This window comes from Pseudomonas sp. CAN1, assembly GCF_030462585.1.
Classification (GTDB): domain Bacteria; phylum Pseudomonadota; class Gammaproteobacteria; order Pseudomonadales; family Pseudomonadaceae; genus Pseudomonas.
Window position 1 is genome coordinate 160580 of the sequence record NZ_JASMRU010000008.1, and the last position, 22081, is coordinate 182660.

The window sequence follows — 22081 nt, forward strand, 5'->3', positions numbered from 1 at the left end:
TGGCCCTTAGGCCATCCCTCTCAGATCACTGCTGGCGCGGACGAGTGGCGTCGACAAACGGCAGCGTGGTGCCCGGAATCATGGTCTCCGGCAGCTTGCCGTCCCAGCGTTCGGCCTTGGTCAGCTCGATCAGGTTCTGGTTCTGCGCCAGCGCCTCCGCCTTGGCGCGGATGGCGTCGGCCTCGGCCTGGCCGCGCAGGCGGGTCGCCTCGGCATCGGCCTTGGCCTGGGCCAGCTTGGAGTCGGCCTCGGCCTGCGCCTGGGTCACCTGGATCTGCGCCTGCACCTGCTCGGTGGCCAGGTTCTGCTGGCGGGTCTGGATCGCCACTTCGGCCTTCATCCGCTCCTCGATGGAGCGCTCGTAGGCTTCGGAGAAGTCGATGTTCTCGACCTGCACGCTGTCGATCATCACCGGGCCGGCGATGGAGGTCTTGATCGCCGTGGCGACGTCGGCGACGAACTGCCCGCGGTTCTGCACGGCCTGGATCGCGGTGTAGCGCCCGAAGACATTTTCCACCTGGGTCGGCACCTGCCGGCTGACCAGGCGATCCACCAGGGCGTCGAGGTCACCGTAGCCGGTGTAGACCTTGGCCACCTCATCCGGAGTGACGTGCCAGGACACCGACACCGCCAGCGTGGCGCTCTGCTGGTCGCGGCTGTAGGCCTGCAGTTGTTCGTAGCGGGAGGTATGGTTCTGCACCGAGAGTGTCTTCACCGTCTCGATGAACGGCATCTTCCAGCCCAGCCCCGGCTCAGCGACGCTGACCAGCTTGCCGTTGCGCAGCACGATGCCGCGCTCCTTCTCATCAATGGTGTAGAACGAGCCGCCGACGGCCACCAGCAGCAGGACGGCGATCAGCCCTCCGCCGATCATCTTCAGGGGCAACGCGGTGAGCGGCGCAGAGGGGTTCGAATTGGCCAAGATCTCTCTCCTTGAGCATGAAGCTTCCATTGGGGGGCGAACCAATAGCAGAAAAGCGGCCACTTCCGAAGGAGATAAGCGAAAAAATCCAACCGCTCTCTCAGACCGCCGGCACCAGCGTCACCCACCAGCGGGTGCGGTATTGCGCGCGCACCGGCAGGCTGCGCTGCAGCGCGGCGACCGCCTGCTCCGGCTGATCCAGCGGGAACACGCCGGAGATGGCCAGGTTCGCCACCGCCGGATCGCAGCGCAGCACGCCCGGCCGGTAACGCGCCAGCTCGGCGCACAGGCGGCCCAGGGTCCATTGCCGCGCCACCAGGTAACCGTCGCTCCAGGCCAGCGAGTCGACATCCAGCGCCGTTTCGCCATACAGGCCCTTGCGGTCGAAGCGCACCTGGCGCCCGGCCTGGATCACCCCGACGGATTCATTGCGCAGCGCCGGCGTCACGGCCACCGCGCCCTCCTGCACGGACAACCGCGCATCGCTGCCATCCAGGCGCACGGCGAAACGCGTGCCCAGCGCCTGCAGGCGACCGAGCGGCGTGTCCACCCAGAAGGCGCGGCCGGCGCTGTCCGGGGCTGTCTGTACCAGCATCTCGCCGCTGTACAGGCGCACGCGGCGGGCGTGGGCGTCGTAGGCGATGTCCACGGCGCTGTCGGTGTTGAGCTGCAACCAGCCGCCATCGGGCAGCGCGATGCGTCGGCGCTCGCCCACCGAAGTGCGCTGCTGCGCCAGCCAGGGAGAATCACGCAGGCCAATGGAACCACTACCCACCACCGCCGCCGTGCCGGCGAGCAGCAGGAGGCTTTTCAGCGCCCGGCGCCGCGCCGGGTCGGCGGCGGCCTGACGCAGCGAGCGGCTGGCTACGCCGGGGGTAATGCCGCCCAGGCGGCCATCGAAGAACTCCAGTCGCTGCCAGGCCTGCTCGTGGCTGGGGTCGGATGCCCGCCATTGCTGGCAGGCGGCAAGCTCGTCGGCAGCGGCCAGGCCCGAGGCCAGGCGCACACGCCAGCCGATGGCCTGCTCCACCACCGCGTGTTCCAGACGCTGGGACGCGTCCATGGCGCCGGGCGGGTTCACGACAAGCCGGTTCATGAGTAGAGCGCCTGGTAGCAATGGCCGAAGGCCTGGGTCATGTACTGCTGCACCGAGCTGAGCGAGACGCCCAGGCGCTCGGCGATCTGTGGATAAGTCAGGCCGTCCAGCTGCGACAGCAGGAAGGCGCTACGCACGGCTGGGCGCAGGCCGTCGAGCAGCCGGTCGATCTCCATCAGCGTCTCCAGCACGATGGCCCGCTCCCCGGCGGACGGCGCCTCGGCCTCCGGCTGCTGGGCCAGGCTGTCGAGCCAGGCACGCTCCAGGGTCTGGCGACGGAAGTGATCGATCATCAACCCGCGAGCGACGGCGGCGAGGAAGGCGCGGGGTTCGCGCAGGCCTTTCAGCTCATGGCGGCCGAGCAGGCGGACGAAGGTGTCCTGCGCCAGGTCCGCGGCCTGATGCCGGCACTCCAGGCGCCGATAAAGCCAGCCGAGCAGCCAGGAGTGATGGCCGACATAGAGTTCGCCGATCTGCGAGTGGTGAGTAGCCGACGTCACGAGTGCCCCCCTGCGCGCGAACGCCAAGCATCGAGGTGCAACTGTGACAGCACCTCAAATGCGAAAACTTATCATTTGCGCGAAAGATGCCATGGCGGCGCCATCACGGCAAGCGCCGCGTGAGGGATGACGATGGTTGGTGAGGACGCTCGTTCTGCTTTCCGTGCCCTGACGTAGATGGCGGACCCGTCGATTGACCTCAGCGTTGGATGCAGAAACTCCTGACAGCACGAACAGGAAAGCCACTACATAGCCTTGCCCGTGAATGTAGGAATCTACTCCTGCGCCGAGACAACGAACTCGGACCCGGCAGAGGCAGACGCCCCGGGCAAACCAGAGATCTTTCCGGCGCACATGATTTCCCCACAGCCCTGGCCAGTCACTCCTTGCTGCGCCGGGGCTTTTTTATGCCTGGCCGTCACGCTCAGCGCATGCCCCAGCCATGGCTGACCAGCACCGACTGCCCGGTGAGCGCGGCCGAGGGGAAGCTGGCGAGGAACAGCACGGTCTGCGCCACGTCGTCCACGGTGGTGAACTCGCCGTCCACGGTGCCGCCGAGCATGACCTTCTTCACCACGTCCTCTTCACTGATGTCCAGCTCCTTGGCCTGTTCGGGAATCTGCTTCTCCACCAGCGGCGTGCGCACGAAGCCGGGGCAAACCACGTGGGAGCGCACGCCATGGGGGCCGCCCTCCTTCGCAAGAGTGCGTGCCAGGCCCAGCAGCCCGTGCTTGGCGGTGACATAGGCGGATTTCAGCGGCGAGGCTTCGTGGGAGTGCACCGAACCCATGTAGATCACCACCCCGCCGCGCCCCGCCGGGTACATGTGGCGCAAGGCCGCACGGGTGGTGAGGAAGGCGCCGTCGAGGTGGATGGCGAGCATCTTCTTCCAGTCGCCGAAAGCGAAATCCTGGATCGGGTTGACGATCTGGATGCCGGCGTTGGACACCAGGATGTCGACGCTGCCCAGCGTGGCGACCACCCGCTCGATACCGCTGTCCACCGCCTGTTCGTCGGTGACGTCCATGGCCACTGCCAGGCCCTTGCCGCCAGCGGCTTCGATCTCATCCACCACACGCTGGGCAGCGTCCTGCTGCAGGTCGGCGATGGCCACCGCCGCGCCGGCCTTGGCCAGGGTCAGGGCGATCTGCCTGCCGATGCCGCTGGCTGCGCCGGTCACCACCGCGACCTTGCCGTTCAAAGTGTTCATCCGAGAGCTCCCGAAAAGGTTGGAACTCTCACTCTAGACGGTTCAGTCGCGGGTCAGTTCGATGCTGCCGTCGCGTTGCTGCCGGTAGATCGTGTAGGGCAGCGCCAGCGTATCGGTAGCAGCGGAAAGTACGCCGTCGAAAAGCGGCCAGTAGAGACCTTGCGGAGCATCCGGCAACGGCGGCGAGAGTCCTGCACTGCGCTGGCCACTACCGCCAGGGTCGCCATGCAACGCACAGAAGTTGTAGGCGACACCACTGTAGATACGCGGAATCTCCGTGCAGTAAGTGCGGCCCAGCTTCAGCTCCTTCACGCGTTCATGGGCATCGCTATCCAGCGTCCGCACCGACCCGCAGCCAGCGACTGCAACAGCGATTGGCAGTGCCATGAATAGACGAATCAGCATCGCTCATCTCCCTGGTAGCCAGGCTTCCACTCAGTCGTTGCGCAGCTCGATGCTGCCGTCGCGGTTCTGTCGATACAGGGTGTAGGGCAAGGCCAGGGTATCGACGACGCCAGAGAAGGCCAGGTCCAGCAGCGGCAGGATCGGTGGACCGAAGGTGTAGTTGGCTGGTGTGGCAGGCGGCGTGTAGCCATTCTCGGCCGGGGGTTCGCCGTACAGCTGGCAGGCATCCCAGACCACACCACCGTAGACCCGCGGAATAGCGCCGCAATAGGTCCCCTTCAGGTTCAGATCACTCGTCTTCGCCACATCATCGCTGCGCAGGGTGTGGTAGGAGCCGCAGCCGCTCAGCAAGGCGACGCCGAGCAGCAAGCAGGAACGAGACATCGACATATCGAAACTCCCTCTCGATAGCGGAAGTGGCAGCTTACCAGCCCTTGAGCTGATCCCAGCGCCAGTTGCGGTACTGGTAGACCAGCGTACCCAGTAGCCCGTAGGCGGCAGCCATGGCGAAGAGGATGAGGATGCGGTCGGCCACGGCTGAAAGCGGCAGGTTCATCTGGTTCATCTCCACCACCGCACGGATCGCCCAGGTGGACGGGATCGCGTCGGCCAGCAGCTGCACCCATTGCGGCATGGCCTGGGGCGGCCAGGTGAAGCCGGCCATGTAGAACAGCGGCAGGGTTATGAAGGTCATGGTCAGGTAGACCGCCTCCTCCGAGGGCAGCACCTCGGCGATGAACTCGCTCATGGCGATCACCGCCAGCAGGAACGGCAGCACCAGCCCCATCAGCATGAAGAACGACGCCGTCTGCCGGTAGCCCATCATCCACGGCCAGATCACGTAGAACAGCATCGCCAGCACCGTCCAGATCAGCAGCTGCGCGGCATAGCGGCCGAAGCGGGTGGAGGTGGGCTGGCGCAGCGAGCGCGGGGTGCCGCCGCGCAGGTTGAGGTTCACCCGCGTGCAGGAGAGCAGCAGGCTGTGCTGCAGGATCAGCGTCACCAGCCCCGGCAGGACGATGGCGGCGAAGCTGGTGCCGGGGTTGAACAGGTCAGTGAGCTGGCCAACTGCTGGTTGCAGCAGCACATTCGCCTGCACCTCGGAGAAGCCGCCGCGCATCAGCCGTTCACGGTTGTAGCGCAGCGACAGCTCGGTGTAGGTGGCGCTGATGTCCTGCTGGATCTGCCCGTTGGCCATGCGGTTGGTGGCGTCGCCGAAGATCGGCACGGTGACGGCCTCGCCGCGCAGCACGCGTTTCTCGAAGTCCAGCGGGATCACCACGATGGCGAACAGCTTGCGCCAGGCCAGGTCGTGCTGTGCCTCGGGCAATTGGTCGTAACCGACCGTGGCGATCTTCGGTGCGGCATCCAGCAGGCGCACCAGCTCGCGGGACACCGCGCTGTGGTCCATGTCGATCACCGCCACCGGCAGGTCGTCCATGGTGCGATGGGCGTAAGGCAGGGTGGTCAGCGCCACCGACAGCACCATCAGTAGCCACAGCGGCTTGCCGAGCATGCCGGTCAGGGACTGGCGGAAGACATTCCAGAAGTTCTCCATGGTGGCTCCTTACGCCGGGCTCAGGTCGAGGCGCCGGCGCAGGCGCATCTTGGCGATCATGTAGGCGATCAGCGGGTAGAGCAGCAGCTTGCAGCAGGTGTACAGGCCGGATTCGGCCGGTGCCTTGCGCAGGAACTGGTCGAACAGGCCGTGCAGGGTGTGGGTCAGCGGCTCGGCCTCGGAGATGATGCGGGCGATCTGCGGCATCGCCAGTTCCGGCAGCAGTACCCCGGAGTAGGTCTGCGCCACGCCGATCAGCAGGCCGATCAACGAGTAGGCGCTGAAACGGTTGGCAGTGAAGATGAACAGCATCAGCCCGACGCTCTGCGCCGCGGCCACGTAGCAGACGGTGATCGCCAGCATCCACCAGGGATTGCCGTTGATCCGCGCACCATTGAGTTCCACCAGCAGGAACAGCTCGACGATCAGCAGCGTACTGAACAGCAGCGTGTACGGCGCCATCTTGCCCAGCAGCCGCGCGCCGAGGGCCTGGGCGCGCAGGATGTGCGGCGAGGAGGCACGCAGCTCCGGCGCTTCGCGGGCCAGCACATGCACGGTGGCGACGATGACGAACAGCTGCAGCAGGTGGACGATGGCGGCGAACTGCTGGAAGTAGATGTAGTTGCCGCTGGCGTTGAACAGGCTTTCGTAGGACACCGCGACGCTGGCCAGCGCCGGCATGGCGCGGTCCATCCCGGCGGCCAGGCGCGGGCGCAGTTCGGCGTTGACCGAACTCATCAGCCCGCTGAAATCCTGGGTCGAGTAGAAGCCGGCGGAGTAGAACAGCGAGTTGTAGTACAGCTCGGCCACCGGCTGGCGACCGGACAGCGCGTCCGCCTCGAAGTCGCGCGGGATGTAGAGCAGCGCATAGTCGTCGGCCATGCGCAGGCGGCGCAGACCTTCCTGCAAGCCGCCGCCGAGCACCTCGACCTTGGCGTGGGAACCGGCGTCCAGCTCGCGGACGATGCGCCGCGACAGGCTGCTGTGGTCGGCGTCGACCACCGCCACCGGCATGTCCAGCAACGTGCCGGCCTGGTACACGCCGCTGATCACCACGAACAGCAGCAGCGGCCAGAGCCAGCCGAGCCAGTGGATGGTCCAGCTGCGCAGGGCGACCCGCGTCTCGCTGCCGAAGGCCTGGGCGAAACGCAGCAGGTTGCGCCTTACTGCTTCCACTGCCACAGCGCGCTCATGCCGGGGCGCAGGCCTGGCACCGGCTGGTCCGGATACAGGCGCACCTCGAAGGTCTTCAGGTCGAAGTCACCGGTGGCGCGGGTGGCGCGCTTGGTGGCGAAGTCGCCGAGCGGTGCGATGTAGCTGACCTTCGCCTTCACCTCGATACCCTTGAGTGCCGGAACCTGGATCGCCACTTCATCGCCTTTTTTCACGTCGGCGAGGATGTCTTCGCGCAGGTTGTACACGAAGTAGCTGTCGGACAACCGCACCAGCGTCAGCAAGGGACTGTAGGCATTGACCAGCTCGCCCTGCTCCGCCGGGATCGGCCCGACCTCGCCGTCCACCGGCGCCACCACGCTGAGGTCGTCGGTCTGCGCCTGCAGTTCGAGAATTTGCGCATCGGCGCGGCGCACTGCAGCCTCCAGTGCTTGGCGACGCTCCTCGCGGTCACCCTGGTTGCCCTGGTCGAGGTTGGCCTGGGCCTCGGCAACGCGGTTGCGCGCCACGTCGCGGCCACGACGGGAAAGGTCCATCTGTGCCTGGGAAACGAAGCCGCGACCGGCCAGCTCCTCGTTGCGCTGGTATTCCAGCTCGGCGTTGCGCAGTTCGGCCTGGGCCTGGGACAGGCTGGCCTGAAGGGCGCGCAGGGTTTCCTCGCGGGTGCCATGCAGGGATTCGTCGAGATTGGCCTGCACCTGGTTGCGCGCGGCGCGCAGGGAATCCAGCTGGGCCTCGAGCTCCGGGCTGCTGAGGCTGATCAGCACCTGGCCCTGTTTCACGTCGTCGCCACGGCGCACATGCAATTGCTCGACGCGGCCCTTGGCCTTGGAGGCGACTATGACGTTGGTGGCGTCCGCCTCACCCTGCAGCAGCAGCGGCTGGGTGTGCAGGCGCAGGTAAAGCGTGATGGCGATGATCACCAGGATCAGCAGGGGGGCGAACAGCTTCCATCCCTTCATGGAGTGGTCTTCTCAGGCGGCGGATGCACCGATGGTAGTGCATCCGCCGGCGCAGCGGCGGATCGCGATCAAGGTCGGCGCGCTCAGCGCTCGTCGTCGCTGATCAGGTCACGCTCGCCGCCACGCTGCGTGCCGCTGGGCGAAGGGAAGCGCGAGGACGCGTAACGCACCACCAGGATCGCCAGCGCCAAAAGCAGGAGCGCCACCGAGACCAGAATGATGCCGTCGTCGGGCACGTGGTTGTGCTGGATGTCGGCGATCATCAGGCGGGTCAGCGCGGTCATCGCCACGTAGATCAGGAAGCGCACCGGCATGTGGTTGGTCTTGAAGTAGATGCCGACCATGGCACCCAGTTCGAGGTAGATGAACAGCAGCAGGACGTCATCGATGGTCGCATGACCCTTGCTCATCATCTCGCCGAAGGCCACCGCCGCCGACCAGAAAACCGTGGCGCCGATGGCGAACAGCGCCAGGTAGTGGAAGGCCTCCACCAGCAGGTTGCCCAGGGATTCGGCACAGCCGTGCATCCGTACGCGCAGGCGCTCGGCCCAGTTGAGTTTCATTCGTCGCTTCCCTCCATCACAAATCAGCATCACAAGGCTTGGTTGGCTTGAAGCCTGCAAGGGCTACGCCATTGATCTTGCGCAGTCATGGCACAGATCGACTGCGCGAATATGACTGCGAACTTTTTCGGCCGGCCCCGAGTCCATTCAGGGGCATGCCACAAAACAGGCAGGAACGAGTGATGGAAAGTCCCTTTCAGAAGCTGACCGACGCATTCCAGGAACAGTACCGCGTCAATTTCAGCCTTGAACGGCCCGACGGCAGCATCGTACTGACCCTCTCCACCGAGGCGGGCGTGGCCGCGCGCCGGCTGATCCGCAACGCCCAGCTACAGGACCCGGAACAGCTGCAACTCTTCATCCAGAGCATCCGCTTCGGCATCGCCATCGAACAAGGCGGCACGGCGCCGCAGTTGCTGGCTGCCATGACCCGCGGCGAAAACGGCCTGCCGATCGCGTCCTGACGCCATTCCCCGCAAGAATTCCTTCCTACAGAGCCATCTGACTGACGTTTCTTTGCGCCGGTCACGTGGACCTGCTGCGCGCGCCTACGGGGCGCGCGCACTGCTTTGGGCCGTCGACCGTAGTGGCCCGATAGCRGCACTGTCTTCGCTGACGTCTACGCTGGTGCAAATCGATTCGCGCAGGGGCAGTAGCATTGCGCAATCAATTTACTGTATAAATACACAGTAATTTCGCAACTCCCCAATCAAAGAGAAGGCACAGAGGTGATGAATGGCCGTCGAAGTGGTGTACCGCAGCAGCCGCGATCCGGAGCGCCTGTTCATGGATAAGGCAGAGGCCGACCGGCACGACAAGATGCTGGAGCTGGCGGAAACGCTGGCGGACGTGCTGCAGAGGGCGGTGCCGTCGCTGAAGGAGGATCAGGTCGAGGAGATCGGGATCTTCATGGCCAAGAATCGCGATGCCTTTGCCCGTGCCTTCAAGAATCAGCCGGATGCGTTGAGTGAGATATTCAATGAGGCGGTGGTTGAGGAGTAAGCCTCGACGCATTGTTCAGGGCAAGAGCAGGTAGGCGCTTCCTGCTCGGGTGTTCCAGCGCCGCTTCGGCGTGCGCACGGACTTCCTGTTTCGCCCCCTCGGGCGACCTCCTTTGGCAAACGCCCCAAAGGAGGCAAAGGTCTCGCCCCTCCATCCGGCTTTTCGCTTCGCGAAAAGTACCCTCGGTTCTTCGGAGTTTCAGGGGCCCGCCACGAAGGGCCATCCCTGGCCCATCGTGGCTCTCGCGACATCCATGTCGCTCAACCCCTGAAACTCCGATCACCTTCGGCCTCCTGAAAGGGGCACTCCGGAGCGTGCGGATATTTCACTGGAAGACCTAAAAATCCAGAGCCAGAGCCGGTGTCTGTTCGTATGGCGCATAACCCGGAACGGGTTATCCGCCGATGCCACAACGGCGGATAACGCTGACGCGTTATGCGCCCTACGAATGATCAAGCCCCGGAGCGGGGCCTGATCCTGTAGGAGCGGACCTTGTCCGCGAAATCCTGCGCGGCGTACTGCGCGGTCAGGCCACCCCCGTCCTTCAATGCCATTTGTAGGAGCGAGCTTGCTCGCGAACCGCACCCTGCCGCCCTCCCCGGCGGAACACTGATGCTGTCGACGCACAGGGAGCGATGGGTATCGCTGCGCTCCACGCCATCCTACGTTTGTGCTTCGCCGTGATTTCGATACCGAGGGGAACTCTGTTCGAGGACAAGGTCCGCTCCCGCGACGACCTAGAGCTCCGGCGCAGGGGCGGGTTCGCGAGCAAGCTCGCTCCTACAGGGACCGGGTAGCTCAATGCCCGGAATACTCCCCGTAGAGAATCCGCTCGGCGAGCTTGTCAGCGACCCGCGCCGGTGACAGGTGGTCGGCCTGGGCGTGGGCGTAGACCTCAGTCAGGCGGTCGGCGATGCGCGCCAGGTGGGCGGTAATGTTGGGCAGCGACTCGCCCTGGTGCTGCAGGGCCACGTAGATCAGCCCGCCGGAGTTGATCACGTAGTCCGGCGCATAGAGGATGCCGCGCCCTTCCAGCTCGTCGGCGACATCCGGTTGCGCCAGCTGGTTGTTCGCCGCACCCGCCACTGCTGCGCAACGCAGGTGGCCAACGACCTGGGAAGTGAGCACGCCGCCCAAGCCACAGGGTGCGAGGATGTCGCAGGGCGTGGTGAGCAGCGCTTCATTGGGCACCGGGCGCGCGCCCAGTTGCTCCACCGCGAGCTGCACCTTGCCCGCGTCGATATCGCTGACCAGCAGTTCGGCGCCCGCGGCGGACAGGTGCTCGGCCAGCGCGTAACCGACATTGCCCAAACCCTGAATCGCCACGCGCAGGCCATCGAGGTCGTCGCTGCCCAGCCGTGCCTGGGCGCTGGCGCGGATGCCGGAAAACACGCCCAGCGCCGTATGCGGTGAGGGATCGCCGCCGCTGGTGGTGCTGGTGACGTGGCGGGTGAACTGGGCAATGCAGTCCATGTCCGCGCTGGAGGTGCCGCTGTCCACTGCGGTGACGTAGGCGCCGCCGAGGGTGTCGATCATGCGGCCGAAGGCCTCGAAGAGTTCACCGCGGTTCTTCACGTGCGCCGCGCGCAGGATCACCGCCTTGCCGCCGCCCTGGCGCAGGCCGGCCAGCGCGGCCTTGTAGCTCATGCCCTGGGCCAGGCGCGCGGCGTCGCGCAGGGCGGCGTCCTGGCTGGGGTACGGCAGGTAACGGCAACCACCCAGCGCGGGGCCGAGGCGGGAGTTGTGGATGGCGATGATGGCCTTGAGTCCCGTGGCCGGGTCCTGGGCAAGATGCAGTGACTCGAGCCGGGTGGCTTCCATCATGTCGAACATGGCGGCGCTCCCTTGCTGTGAAAGGTCGGCTGTCCGGTACGGACCTGATCAGTATAGGCAGCGCCTGTCACATCACCTTGACGGGCGACGACCGCACCACTGGACGAGTGCCCGGCGCTCCGGTTACAACCGCAGGGTCAGCCGGAGAACGCCATGGACCCGCGTCAAGCCTGCCTTGCCTGTCTTGCCCAGGACCCGCCCGCCCTGTTCGAAGCGGCCCTGTGGATCGCCGCCGAACACGAACCGCAGTTGCCGCCGGAGCAGGCGCAGCGGCAGTTCGACTCGCTCGCGCACCAGGTCGCGGTGGCGCTGCCATCGGGCGCGGGTGATGCCGAGCGCGCGCAGTTCCTGCTGCGCCGGCTGAGCGAGCTGGGTTTCGCCGAGGATGACCAGTACCCGCTGCACCCGCGTGCCGCCCTCCTCCCCCAGGTACTGCAACGGCGCCATGGCCAACCGCTGTCGCTGGCGCTGATCGCCCTGGAACTGGCGCGGCGCAACGGCATCACCCTGGTCGGGGTGAACTTCCCCGGACGTTTCCTGCTGCGCGTGCCCGGCGCCGATCACCTGCTCGACCCCGCCACCGGTCGCCGCCTCTACACCCGCGATTGCCGCGACCTGCTGGTGCGCCAGCTGGGCGCCAATGTCGAGCTTTCCGCTGCGCACCTGCGCACCGCCAGCGCGGCGGACATGCTGCAGCGCCTGTCGCGCAACCTGCGCCAGTTGCACCTGGCCTCCGGCGAGCCGCTAGCGGCGCTGAAGGATGCCCAGCGCGTGCTGGAGCTGGGCCCGCCCAGCGCGAGCGACCACCTGGCCCGCGCCGATCTGTACCATGTGCTGGATTGCCCGCAGGCCGAACGCTACGACCTGGAGCGGGCGATGCTGCTCAGTGACGACGCCGCCGAGCAACTGCGCCTGGCCCAGCGCCTGGCCGAAATCAGCATCCCGCCCAAAGCGCTGCACTAGGCAAGTCAGACCTTCAGCAGGCCCAGCTCCTTCGCCCGCGCCACCGCCTGGGTGCGCCGCTCCACCCCGAGCTTGCCATTGATGCGACGGGCGTGGGTCTTCACCGTGTGCAGGGAGATGTACAGGCGCTCGCCGATTTCCAGGTTGGAGCAACCGCGGGCGATCAGCTCCAGCACCGAGAGTTCGCGCAGGCTCAGCAGGTTGTGCGGGGCCATTTCGCCGGCGTGGGGGCGCAGGCCGAACAGGCCGGGCTGGCGGCGCTGGGTTTCGCGCAGGGTCGCCACCAGGCCGAAGCGCTGGGCCAGGGCGACGCCTTCATCCAGCGCGCTACGCGCCTCATCCAGGCTGCCGGAGAGGAAGTAGGTTTCCGCCAGCGCCAGCCAGACATCGCAGGCCAGGGTATTGCGGCCCTGGCGCAGCAGGTCGGGGAGCATGGCCAACAGGCGCTGCTGGGCAGCGTCGGCATCGCCGTCGTAGAGCTCGGCCAGGGCCAGGTGATGCTCGACCCGCAGGATCTGGTCCGGTGCCGCCGCCGGCGGGCAGAGGTGATCGGTGCGGTAGCGCGCGGCCACCCGCTGCAGCACCTCCCGCGCCGGGCCGGGGCGGTTCTGCCGCAGGTTCAGCGCGCCGCTGGCCAGCAGCAGCGGGCCGCGGTAGATGGGTTCGGGTACATGTTGCAGCTGCATCAGCCGCTCGACTTCCAGCAGGCGGCTGAAGGCGCCATCGGTGTCGCCGTCCAGCGCGTCCAGCCAGGCCATCCCGGTGAAGCCGTAGATCAGGCTCGGATCGTGGCTGCGGCGGGTTTCGGTGAGGCCGGCGATGAACAGCTCGCGGGCCTCCTCGTCGCGGCCCTGGCGCAGGCACAGCCAGCCCCGGCGCAGGGCAACGCGGCCGGCCATGGCGTTGCAGGTGATGCGCATCTCGTGGAGGTATTCCTGCACCCGCGCCAGCAGCGTGTCGGCACGTTGCAGTTCGCCGCGCTGCTCCAGCCACTGGGCGCGGTCCAACTCCAGCAGCGCCTCGAAGGTGGTGCTGCCTTGCAAACGCGCGCGCCGCAGCGCCTCGCGGTTGATCAGCCGGGCTTCCGCCAGCCGCCCTTCGGCCTGGGCCTGCTGGGTCAGCGCGGAGAGGCAGATCAGCGTCTGCGCCCAGGCTTCCTCGGGCAGATGTTGCAGGGCCTCGCGCAGCTGCTCGCGGGAGCCGGGCAGGCCGCGGGCATGGGTGAGCATGCCGTTGAGGCCCTGCCACTGGGCGATCAGCGAGCGCTGGCGGTGCTCGCCGGGCATCGGCAGGAAGCGGGTGAAGCCGGCCAGCAGCGATTCGACGTCATCCAGGCGACCGACGAAGAGCAGCGTCCAGGCATTGAGGATCAGCAGGCGCGGGGTGCTGCACAGCAGCTCCTCGGGCAGCGACTCGCGCAGCTGCAGCACACGTTCGACGTTGCGCCCGTGCAGCAGCTGTTCCTCGGTCAGGCGCTGCAGCAGGCTGGCGGAGACGTCCGGCTGCTCGGCGTAGAGGGAATGTTCGAAGGCGGAATGGATTTCCCCGCCCTGGGTGAACCACTGGCAGGCGCGCCGGTGCAGGGTCGCGGCCGGCCAGCGCGACAGGCTGGCCAGGGCACGGGCGAGCATGGGCGAGACCTGGAACCAGTGCTGGGTGTTGTCCACCGGCTCGATCAGCACGCCCCAGGCCTGCAGGCCGTCCAGGCCGACGCCGGGTTCGTCGAACAGGTAGTCGCACAGCTCGCGGTTGAAGCGTGCGATCAGCGCCAGGCCGCAGAGGGTTTCCGCCAGCTCCGCCGGCAGGCTGGCCAGCACTTCGCGCTGCAGGTAGTCCTGCAGCAGGCCGCTGCCGGTTTCGCCGATCTGGGTAACACAGGGGGCGATGGGTTCGTTGCCGAGGCTGAGCAGGCGCAGCCGTACGCCGGCGAACCAGCCCTGGGTCGACTCCTGCAGGGCCAGCCGCTGGGGCTGCGGCCATTCGAGGCCGGCGGTGTGCAGGTAGGCGTCCAGCTCGCACTGGGTCAGCGCCAGCGCGTGGGCGCCCAGCTCCAGCAGTTCGCCTTCGAGCAGCAGACGGGTGAGGTTGCAGGCTGGCCGGCGGCGGCTGCCGAGCCACCAGCCGACCTGGGGCGAAGCCACGGCGAGCAGGCGGTCGAAGCAATCGTCGAGGGCTGCGTCGGGTGCGCGGGGATAGTCGTCGAGCATCAGCCAGAGCGGCTCGCTGGCGTTTTCCAGCCAGGCGCCCAGTGACTCTTCGCCAGACCACGGCACGCCGAGGGCTTCGCCCAGGCGCTCGCAGAACTGCTCGGGCGTCAGGCTGCGGCCACCCAGGCCGAGCCAGACGACACGGGTGCCGTTGGGCGCCAGGCGCGCGCACTCGCTCATCAGCACCGTCTTGCCGCAACCGGGCGGCGCCACCAGCAGGCGCAGGCGGCATTCGGCGCCGCTCAGGCTGGCGTGCAGCCGTTCGCGGGGCAGGTGCTGGCGGGGCAGGCGAGGCAGCGCCGCACCATGCTGTGGACCGTGCAGGGCGATTGTCGACATGGGCTTCTTCCGGCCATTTGCTGGCCAGACTATGCCCGCGCGTGGACCCGCGGAAAGGACCATCAGCCAGATTCATGGGGCGTCATAGCGCAGCAATGCCCCATGGCAGAGCTTTCGTTGCCCCTTAAAAAAAGAAACCCGGCATCCACGCGGGATGCCGGGGCCAAGGAGCGGGGTGTTACTCAGCGCACGCCGGTGTTACGCAGCGCCGCAGGGGTGAAGTCAGCCATGCTGGCTTTCTGGCCGAACTGGTAGCCACGCTTCTCTTCGTTGTTCAGGCCGAAGGTCACGTAGCGGCCGGCGAGGATGTCGTACAGCGACTCGGCGGCGTACCCGGTGGCCAGTTCGGTGTAGAAGGTCATCTCGTGGCCTTCACCGACGCGCCACAGCTGACCGCGACCGTCGTACAGCTCGGACTCGGCGATCTGCCAGCTGTCCTCGTCGAGGTAGAATTTGCGCTGGCCATAGATGTTGCGCTCACCGGACTTCAGGGTGCCCACCACTTCCCACACACGGTGCAGTTCGTAACGGGTCAGGTCCTGATTGATGTGGCCCGGCTTGACGATGTCGTCGTACTTCAGCTCCGGCGAGTTCAGGTGGTAGCTGTTGTACGGGATGTACATCTCGCGCTTGCCCACCAGTTTCCAGTCGTAGCGGTCCGGTGCGCCGGAGAACATGTCGTAGTTGTCCGAGGTACGCAGGCCGTCCGAGGCGGTACCCGGACCGTCGTACGCTACCTGCGGGGCACGGCGCACGCGGCGCTGGCCGGCGTTGTAGATCCACGCCAGGCGCGGCTCCTTCACCTGGTCCAGGGTCTCGTGCACCAGCAGGACGTTGCCGGCCAGGCGCGCCGGGGCGGTTACCTGCTGCTTGAAGTAGGTGAGGATGTTGCCGGTCTTGCTGACATCCTGGTCACCCATGTTCTGCGGTACCGCGATCGATTCCTCGAAGCGGATCGGCGTGTAGCTGCCGTTGGTCTGCGGCACGACCTGCACCACCGAACGGGAGATGTTGCCGCCGTGGTAACGGGTCAGGTGGTTCCACAGCGCCTGCACACCGTTCTGCGGCAGCGGGAAGGCGTAGTAGCGGCTCTTCTCGAAGTTCTCCAGGCCGTTGCCGTCATTGATCGGCTGGACGAACTCGGCGCTGCGCTTGATCGCGGCGTAGATGTCGTCAGGCAGCGCGAAGGTGCGGTGGGTCTTGTACACCGGGATCTTGTAGGTATCCGGGTAGCGCTTGAACATCGCCAGCTGGCCGCCGGAGAGCTTGTCCTTGTACTGGTCGACGTTCTGCGCGGTGATGGTGAACAGCGGCTTCTCGTCGGCGAACGGGTTGGAGAGGAAGCCCTTGGCGTCCAGCTTGCCGGCGGTACGGGAGATCCCGCCAGTCCAGGCCGGGATGCTGCCGTCGGCGTTGCCTTCCTTCTGCGAGCCCATGGGCGTCAGGCTGGTGCCCAGCTTGGCCACTTCGTCGGCGGACACCGCCGCCATCACGCCGCAGGACAGCAGGCTCAGGGCCAGCGCGCCGCATTGGAGGATTCTTGTCGTTCTCATGTCGATTCCTTGAGCAGGCAGGTCAGAAGTTCACGCCGAAGCTGAGCGAAACGAAGTCCCGGTCGACGATGGTGTTGTAGTCGCCGCCGAAGAAGTTCGTGTAGTTCAGGCTCGCGGTGTAGGTGTTCTGGTACTCCGCGTCCAGACCGACGCTGGCGGCCTTGCTGCCTTCGTTGAAGACCGGGCCGTAGCCGTTCACGTCATGGGACCAGGCAATGTTCGGCTTGAGGTTCACCCCGGCGAAGACGTTGTTGTAGTCCCAGATGGCGCGGGCGCGGTAACCCCAGGACGACGAGGTGTAGAAGCCGCCGTCACCGTACTCGGCATCGGCCGTGGCGTTCTCCGGCACGCCGTAGACCGAGTCGCGGCCGTAGCGCTCGCCGACCTTGTCGGTCATGCCGCCGACGTAGGTCATGCCGACTTCGCCCACCAGGGTGAGGCGGTCGGCGCCCATGGTCTGGTCGAAGAAGTGGGTGAAGGTGGTCTGCGCCTGGGTCACTTCCTTGCGGATGTAGCCGTGGCTGACCTGGTTGGCCGTGGCCAGCGCACCCGCTGCACCGCCGCTGGTGAAGCCGCCGACCACGGTGGTGGCGAGCAGCGGCGTCAGGTCGGTGGTGTTGAGCTGCAGCGGCATGTTCGGCCGGTAGCTGATCTCGCCGTTCCACGCGGTGCCGGTGGGCAGGGTGGTGGAGAAGCTCAGGCCGTACAGGCGGATGTCTTCCGGGTATTCCAGGAAGTAGTTGCCACGACCCAGCAGCAGCGGCTGGGCCAGCGCAGCACCACCGGGCACGGTCAGCGCGCGCAGCACGTTGCCGATGTCGGCGGCGTTGGCGTTCTTCATGCTCACGATGGGTGTGCGGCTGTGGTAGTTCATGGCGTAGGCGCCATATTCCACGTCGTCGCCCAACCAGCGCAGGGCCAGGCCCCACTGGCCGGAGTCGCGGGCGTCCTTGTCGGCGGCGCGCGGCACCATCAGGCCCTCGGGGGTGACAGTCACGCCCAGGGAGTTCAGCAGTGCCTTGGTCGCCGGTGCGTTCAGCGAATTTACCGAAGCCGGATCGAGGATGTTGTAGTTGGTGTTGCAGCCGTCGGCGGCGACGTCGGTGGTGGAGAAGAAGGTGCCGCAGTTGTCCAGTACGGTCTGGTCCCACTCCAGCTGGTAGAAGCCTTCCACGGACAGGCTGTCGGTGACGCTCTGCGACAGGTAGAGCATGTTCACCGGGATCAGGCCTTCCTTGATTTCCGAACCGGGACGGCGGAAGGCGGAGACGTCGATGGGGTTGATGGCGTTGATGCTGTTGCCGATGAAGGTGCTCTCACCCCAGCTCACCACCTGCTTGCCCAGGCGCACGGTGCCCGGCAGTTCGGCGATGGAGTAGTTGTAGTAGCCGAAGGCATCGAGCAGCTGCGCGCCGGAAGACTTGGCGCCTTCCTTGCGGCCGTCGTCGGAGATGTCCTTCCAGGCGACGCTTTCGTCCTTCAGGCGGAAGTCATACCAGTACTTGCCGCGGGTGAAGACGCCGAAGTCCCCGTACTTCAGCTCCAGGTCATGGATGCCCTTGAAGATCTTCGAGAAGGTATGACCCTTGCGGAAGTTCAGCCGGCCATCGTCGTTGGTCTGGGTCATGCCGTGGCCGCCGTTGGCGGCGCCGATCAGATCCTGTTTCGGACTCTGGGTGCTCCAGCTTGCCCCCACGGAAAGGCTGGAGTCGAACTGACCTTCGATTTCCCCGATGTTGAAGTTGATTGCCTGAGCCTGGGTGGCGCATCCCAGGGCGACAGCAGTGGCGAGAAGTTGCGGTTGGAAGAATCCGCGCCTTGTTTTTGTTGTCATGCGGCTCTCCTGACGGTGTCTAGGTGGCCTTACCCTACTGAGCGACCGGGTGGGGACCAAGCGCTCCAAGGTGGTATTTGGCGTGTCGCCCGAAAGAGTGAATCCCCCCTCTGGCGCGGGCCACGGCGGGCGATATTGGCGCAGGCGATGACGGATCATCGAGTGCATGGATAGTGGACGGGGCTTGTAAGTGGATTGCCACTACCCGAGCGGCGCCGTCTGGGGCATCCTTAGCTACCTATGCAAGCCATCGACCAACGCCCGACCGACAGCCACCTCACCGAGCAGACCCGCGAGGTGGTGCTGCGCTACCACCAGTGCTGGAAGCACCGCGACCTCGAAGCGGTGCTCGCGCTGTATCACCCGCAGGTGCTGTACAACGACTTCTTCCAGAACCGCACCCTGGGCTACACCGACCTGCGCGACTACGTGCAGGGCACCATGCCCAGCCGCCCGGAAGAATTCCTCGACCACATCGACCGCATCCGCGTGGACGGCGACACCGCCTTCATCCAGTACCGCATCGCGGTGACCCTGAGCGGCCGCCTGGCGACCTTCCATTCCAGCGAAGCGATCACCGTGCGCGACGGCCTGATCTGGCGCATCAACGAATACGCCTCGGTGGTACGCGAAGGTGGCGAAAGCCGTCCGCAGGCCATCGACCCGCGTCCGGCCACCAGCCGTCTGGGCCTCTCGCCGCGCCAGTTGAGCCAGCTGGCCAGCGACCTGGAAGACTATTTCAGCAAGAGCCAGCCGTACCTCGCGCCGGACCTCGACCTGACCCAGGTGGCCACCGCCACCGGCTATACGCGCAACCAGATCTCCTACCTGCTCAACCAGGTGATGGGGCTGAGCTTCTACCAATACGTCAACCAGACGCGCCTGACCCACCTGCTCAGCCAGCTGCGCCCGCCGCTGCCCTCGCGCATCGACGAGCTGGCCTTCTCTGCCGGCTTCAACTCGCTCTCGGCCTTCTATCGCTGCTTCCGCCAGCAGACCGGCCAGTCGCCCCGCGAGTACCTCAAGCGCCTGCGCGAGGAACATCAGGAAGCCTGATGCGCCCCTGCCGGCGGGTACGCGAGCAATCCTCGCGTACCCGCGCGCACGACAGAACCCCGCGCCAAATCTAGGCTTGCCGACATTCCCCCTACTTCCTTTCGGAGTCGTCTATGTCGGCATGGCGTCATATCAGTCTGTGGATGAACCAGCTGGACGATGATCTCGTCCCGCGGCCGTCCCTGCAGGGCACCCTGGACGTCGATGTGGCCATCGCCGGCGCCGGTTATACCGGCCTGTGGACTGCCTACTACCTGAAGCTGCGCGCACCGCAGCTGAAGATCGCCATCGTCGAGGCCGAGACCGCCGGCTTCGGCGCATCGGGCCGCAACGGCGGCTGGCTGATGGGCAACATGCTCGGCGAGGACCGCCTGCTGGCCGGCCTGTCGCCCGAGCAACGTCGCGCCTCCTACGACCTGCTGCACGACATTCCCGACGAAGTGGCCCGCGTGCTCGACCGCGAAGGCATCGACTGCGACTACCGCAAGGCCGGCGTGCTCTACACCGCCGCGCGCTACCCGGAGCAGGAAACCCGCCTGCGCGAGTACCTCGCCCACCTGCACGCCGAAGGCCTGACCGAGGACGACTACCGCTGGCTGAGCAAGAGCGAGCTGGACGAACAGCTGCGCATTCCCAGCTCGCTGGGCGCCATCCACACCCCGCACTGCGCCACCATCGACCCGGCCAAGCTGGTCCGTGGCCTCGCCCGCGCTGTGGAACGCCAGGGCACGCAGATTTTCGAGAAGAGCCGCGTCACCCACTGGGCGCCCGGCCTGCTGCGTACAGAACAGGGCGAGCTGAAAGCTCACTGGGTGGTGCCGGCCATCGAAGGCTACGCCGCCGACCTGCCGCCGCTGGGCAACTACCAGCTGCCGGTGCAGAGCCTGCTGGTGGCCACCGAGCCGCTGCCCGAATCGGTGTGGGCGGAAATCGGCCTCGACAAGGGTCAGGCCTTCAGCGAATTCAGCCGCCAGGTCACCTACGGCCAGCGCACCCCGGACAACCGCCTGGCCTTCGGCGCCCGCGGCGGCTACCGCTTCGGCGGCAAGCTGCGCAATGACTTCAGCCTGACCGAGGATGAAGTCGGCCTGCGCCGCTACCTGTTCAGCGAACTGTTCCCGCAGCTCAAGGACGTGCGCATCACCCACACCTGGGGCGGCAACCTGGGCATGTCGCGACGCTTCCACCCGCACATGCTGATCGACCGTCGCAACGGCATCGCCCTCGCCGGCGGCTACGGCGGCGAAGGCGTCGGCGCCACCAACCTGGGCGGCCGCACCTTGGCCGACCTGATCCTCGGCCAGGACAGCGCCCTCACCCGCCAGCCCTGGGTCATCAACGACAGCAGCGTGCAGGACGGCCTGCGTGGCTGGGAACCGGAACCCTGCCGCTGGCTGGGCTACAACGCCATCATCCGCAGCTTCGTGCACGAGGACGATGTGCTGGCCAACCCGCACAGCGCGCCCTGGCGCCGCCGGCTGGCCGAGAAGGTCGCCGCCAGCATGGAAAACCTGATGACCTGGAAGGTCGGCTGAAACGCCGACCTCTGGAACAAGAACCCCACTGGAGCCCCCGTATGAAACTGACCCACCTGAAGAACACCCTGCACGCCGAACTCGGTGAAGCCAACCCGGTCGCCGTGCCCCTGGGCGAGCCGATCTCGGAAACCCGCGTGGAATCCATCGAGCGCACCGACCGCGTGGAAACCGGCATCTGGGAATGCACCCCGGGCCGCTGGCGCCGTCAGATCGTCGAGCAGGAGTTCTGCCACTTCATCGCCGGCCGCGGCACCTTCACCCCGGACGGTGGCGAACCGATCGCCTTCCAGGCCGGTGACGCCTTCCTGCTGCCGCAGAACAGCCTGGGCATCTGGGACATCCAGGAAACTACGCGCAAGACCTACGTGATCATCGAGCGCGATTGATCTGTCTGCTGGGGTGAAGGGTTAGCCCGGCGCTCGGGCTTTTCCCTCACCCTGAGAGAGGCAGCAGTCCGTGCTGGTTGGATGGATAGTGTTTTACCTGTAGGAGCGAGCTTGCTCGCGAACCGGATTCACCGGCAACACCGATGCTAGGCGGGTTCGCGAGCAAGCTCGCTCCTACACACGGAATCAAAACTCCCCGTGCCGCCCTTCCCCCTCGGCGAAACGCTTCGCCCCGTCCACCGTCTCGCCGCTTTCGATCACCGCCATCCCGCCCTGGAATTCGTTGGCCAGCGCCACGTCGAAGGACAGGTTCCACTGCGCGAAGACACTATCCCGATCCGCCAGCATGCAGCGCTGCGGAAACTCGGCGATCTCCCGCGCCAGCTCCTCGGCTGATTCCAGCGCCTGCCCACTGGGCACCACGCGGTTGGCCAGGCCCATGGCCAGGGCTTCCTGGGCACCGACCGGGCGGCCGGTGAGGATCAGATCCAGCGCCCGCCCCTGGCCGACGATGCGCGGCAAGCGCACGGTGCCGCCGTCGATCAGCGGCACGCCGAAGCGCCGGCAGAAAACCCCGCACACCGCGTCTTCGGCCATCACCCGCAAATCCGCCAGCAGCGCCAGTTCCAGGCCGCCGGCTACGGCGTAACCCTCGATGGCGGCAATCAGCGGCTTGGACAGCTGCATGCGGCTCGGCCCCATGGGCGCGTCGCCTTCCATTTCCAGGCGGTTGCGCCGCTCGCCGTCCTCGGCCACTGCCGCCAGGTCGGCGCCCGCGCAGAAGGTCCCGCCAGCGCCGGTGAGCACCGCGACCCGTGCTTCCTCGTCCTGTTCGAATTCGCGCAGGGCATCGGCCAGCGCCTGGGCGGTGGGCAGGTCCACGGCGTTGCGTACCGCAGGGCGGGCGATGACCAGGGTGGTCACCGGGCCGTTCTTCTGGATTATCACGCTCATGGCGAACTCCTCGGGCCGGGAAGCGGA

21 protein-coding genes are annotated in these 22081 nt (G+C 66.5%); 6 read left to right on the forward strand and 15 right to left on the reverse strand.

Annotated elements, in window-relative coordinates:
• Positions 1 to 25 precede the first annotated feature (25 nt).
• From QO207_RS14040 to QO207_RS14085, 10 genes are all read right to left on the reverse strand, one after another.
• Positions 26 to 874 (reverse strand): SPFH domain-containing protein, encoded by an 849-nt coding sequence (locus QO207_RS14040; RefSeq protein WP_301533080.1) that lies wholly within the window; start codon positions 872 to 874, stop codon positions 26 to 28.
• Positions 875 to 1022: 148 nt separating this feature from the next.
• The gene (locus QO207_RS14045) at positions 1023 to 2018 is read right to left on the reverse strand and encodes a FecR domain-containing protein (RefSeq protein ID WP_301532988.1); all 996 of its coding nucleotides are present in this window, start codon (positions 2016 to 2018) and stop codon (positions 1023 to 1025) included.
• Entirely contained in the window at positions 2015 to 2518 is a 504-nt protein-coding gene (locus QO207_RS14050) for a sigma-70 family RNA polymerase sigma factor (protein ID WP_301532989.1), read from the reverse strand. Before QO207_RS14050 ends, QO207_RS14045 begins: the two co-directional genes overlap by 4 nt.
• Positions 2519 to 2942: 424 nt before the next feature.
• On the reverse strand, positions 2943 to 3728 hold the full coding sequence (locus QO207_RS14055) for a 3-hydroxybutyrate dehydrogenase (RefSeq protein ID WP_301532990.1): 786 nt from the start codon (positions 3726 to 3728) through the stop codon (positions 2943 to 2945).
• 42 nt (positions 3729 to 3770) lie between these two features.
• The gene (locus QO207_RS14060) at positions 3771 to 4133 is read right to left on the reverse strand and encodes a YceK/YidQ family lipoprotein (RefSeq protein ID WP_301532991.1); all 363 of its coding nucleotides are present in this window, start codon (positions 4131 to 4133) and stop codon (positions 3771 to 3773) included.
• Between the two features lie 30 nt (positions 4134 to 4163).
• Positions 4164 to 4523 carry a YceK/YidQ family lipoprotein gene (locus QO207_RS14065; protein ID WP_301532992.1) on the reverse strand — a complete coding sequence of 120 codons (360 nt, stop codon included), beginning with the start codon at positions 4521 to 4523 and terminating at the stop codon, positions 4164 to 4166.
• A 34-nt stretch (positions 4524 to 4557) separates the two neighbouring features.
• The gene (locus QO207_RS14070) at positions 4558 to 5691 is read right to left on the reverse strand and encodes an ABC transporter permease (protein ID WP_301532993.1); all 1134 of its coding nucleotides are present in this window, start codon (positions 5689 to 5691) and stop codon (positions 4558 to 4560) included.
• Between the two features lie 9 nt (positions 5692 to 5700).
• The gene (locus QO207_RS14075; RefSeq protein ID WP_301532994.1) at positions 5701 to 6873 is read right to left on the reverse strand and encodes an ABC transporter permease; all 1173 of its coding nucleotides are present in this window, start codon (positions 6871 to 6873) and stop codon (positions 5701 to 5703) included.
• Positions 6855 to 7826 (reverse strand): HlyD family secretion protein, encoded by a 972-nt coding sequence (locus QO207_RS14080; protein WP_301532995.1) that lies wholly within the window; start codon positions 7824 to 7826, stop codon positions 6855 to 6857. Before QO207_RS14080 ends, QO207_RS14075 begins: the two co-directional genes overlap by 19 nt.
• A gap of 83 nt (positions 7827 to 7909) precedes the next feature.
• Positions 7910 to 8389 carry a phosphate-starvation-inducible protein PsiE gene (locus QO207_RS14085; RefSeq protein ID WP_301532996.1) on the reverse strand — a complete coding sequence of 160 codons (480 nt, stop codon included), beginning with the start codon at positions 8387 to 8389 and terminating at the stop codon, positions 7910 to 7912.
• Between the two features lie 182 nt (positions 8390 to 8571).
• On the opposite strand from QO207_RS14085, the gene QO207_RS14090 reads away from it, so the two are divergent.
• Positions 8572 to 8853 carry a DUF3509 domain-containing protein gene (locus QO207_RS14090; protein WP_301532997.1) on the forward strand — a complete coding sequence of 94 codons (282 nt, stop codon included), beginning with the start codon at positions 8572 to 8574 and terminating at the stop codon, positions 8851 to 8853.
• A 271-nt stretch (positions 8854 to 9124) separates the two neighbouring features.
• The gene (locus QO207_RS14095; RefSeq protein WP_301532998.1) at positions 9125 to 9391 is read left to right on the forward strand and encodes a YebG family protein; all 267 of its coding nucleotides are present in this window, start codon (positions 9125 to 9127) and stop codon (positions 9389 to 9391) included.
• 798 nt (positions 9392 to 10189) lie between these two features.
• Here QO207_RS14095 and QO207_RS14100 read toward each other — a convergent pair.
• A complete protein-coding gene (locus QO207_RS14100) occupies positions 10190 to 11224 on the reverse strand; it encodes a Glu/Leu/Phe/Val dehydrogenase dimerization domain-containing protein (protein WP_301532999.1) in 1035 nt (344 codons plus the stop codon).
• A 153-nt stretch (positions 11225 to 11377) separates the two neighbouring features.
• Between QO207_RS14100 and QO207_RS14105 the strand changes: the two genes are divergently transcribed.
• Positions 11378 to 12187, forward strand: a complete 810-nt coding sequence (locus tag QO207_RS14105; RefSeq protein WP_301533000.1) for a SirB1 family protein — start codon at positions 11378 to 11380, stop codon at positions 12185 to 12187.
• A 5-nt stretch (positions 12188 to 12192) separates the two neighbouring features.
• Here the strand turns inward: QO207_RS14105 and QO207_RS14110 are convergent, their stop codons facing one another.
• From QO207_RS14110 to QO207_RS14120, 3 genes are all read right to left on the reverse strand, one after another.
• The gene (locus QO207_RS14110; protein WP_301533001.1) at positions 12193 to 14733 is read right to left on the reverse strand and encodes a LuxR C-terminal-related transcriptional regulator; all 2541 of its coding nucleotides are present in this window, start codon (positions 14731 to 14733) and stop codon (positions 12193 to 12195) included.
• 182 nt (positions 14734 to 14915) lie between these two features.
• Positions 14916 to 16286, reverse strand: coding sequence for a DUF1329 domain-containing protein (locus tag QO207_RS14115; protein ID WP_301533002.1), 1371 nt, complete (start codon positions 16284 to 16286; stop codon positions 14916 to 14918).
• A gap of 22 nt (positions 16287 to 16308) precedes the next feature.
• Entirely contained in the window at positions 16309 to 18120 is a 1812-nt protein-coding gene (locus QO207_RS14120) for a DUF1302 domain-containing protein (RefSeq protein WP_301533003.1), read from the reverse strand.
• A 303-nt stretch (positions 18121 to 18423) separates the two neighbouring features.
• Between QO207_RS14120 and QO207_RS14125 the strand changes: the two genes are divergently transcribed.
• From QO207_RS14125 to QO207_RS14135, 3 genes are all read left to right on the forward strand, one after another.
• Entirely contained in the window at positions 18424 to 19176 is a 753-nt protein-coding gene (locus QO207_RS14125) for a nuclear transport factor 2 family protein (protein WP_301533081.1), read from the forward strand.
• Positions 19177 to 19289: 113 nt separating this feature from the next.
• Positions 19290 to 20711, forward strand: a complete 1422-nt coding sequence (locus QO207_RS14130) for an FAD-binding oxidoreductase (RefSeq protein WP_301533004.1) — start codon at positions 19290 to 19292, stop codon at positions 20709 to 20711.
• A gap of 41 nt (positions 20712 to 20752) precedes the next feature.
• The gene (locus tag QO207_RS14135) at positions 20753 to 21100 is read left to right on the forward strand and encodes a cupin domain-containing protein (protein WP_081516238.1); all 348 of its coding nucleotides are present in this window, start codon (positions 20753 to 20755) and stop codon (positions 21098 to 21100) included.
• A 186-nt stretch (positions 21101 to 21286) separates the two neighbouring features.
• Here QO207_RS14135 and QO207_RS14140 read toward each other — a convergent pair whose 3' ends face one another.
• Entirely contained in the window at positions 21287 to 22054 is a 768-nt protein-coding gene (locus tag QO207_RS14140; protein ID WP_301533005.1) for a crotonase/enoyl-CoA hydratase family protein, read from the reverse strand.
• Between the last annotated feature and the right edge of the window lie 27 nt (positions 22055 to 22081).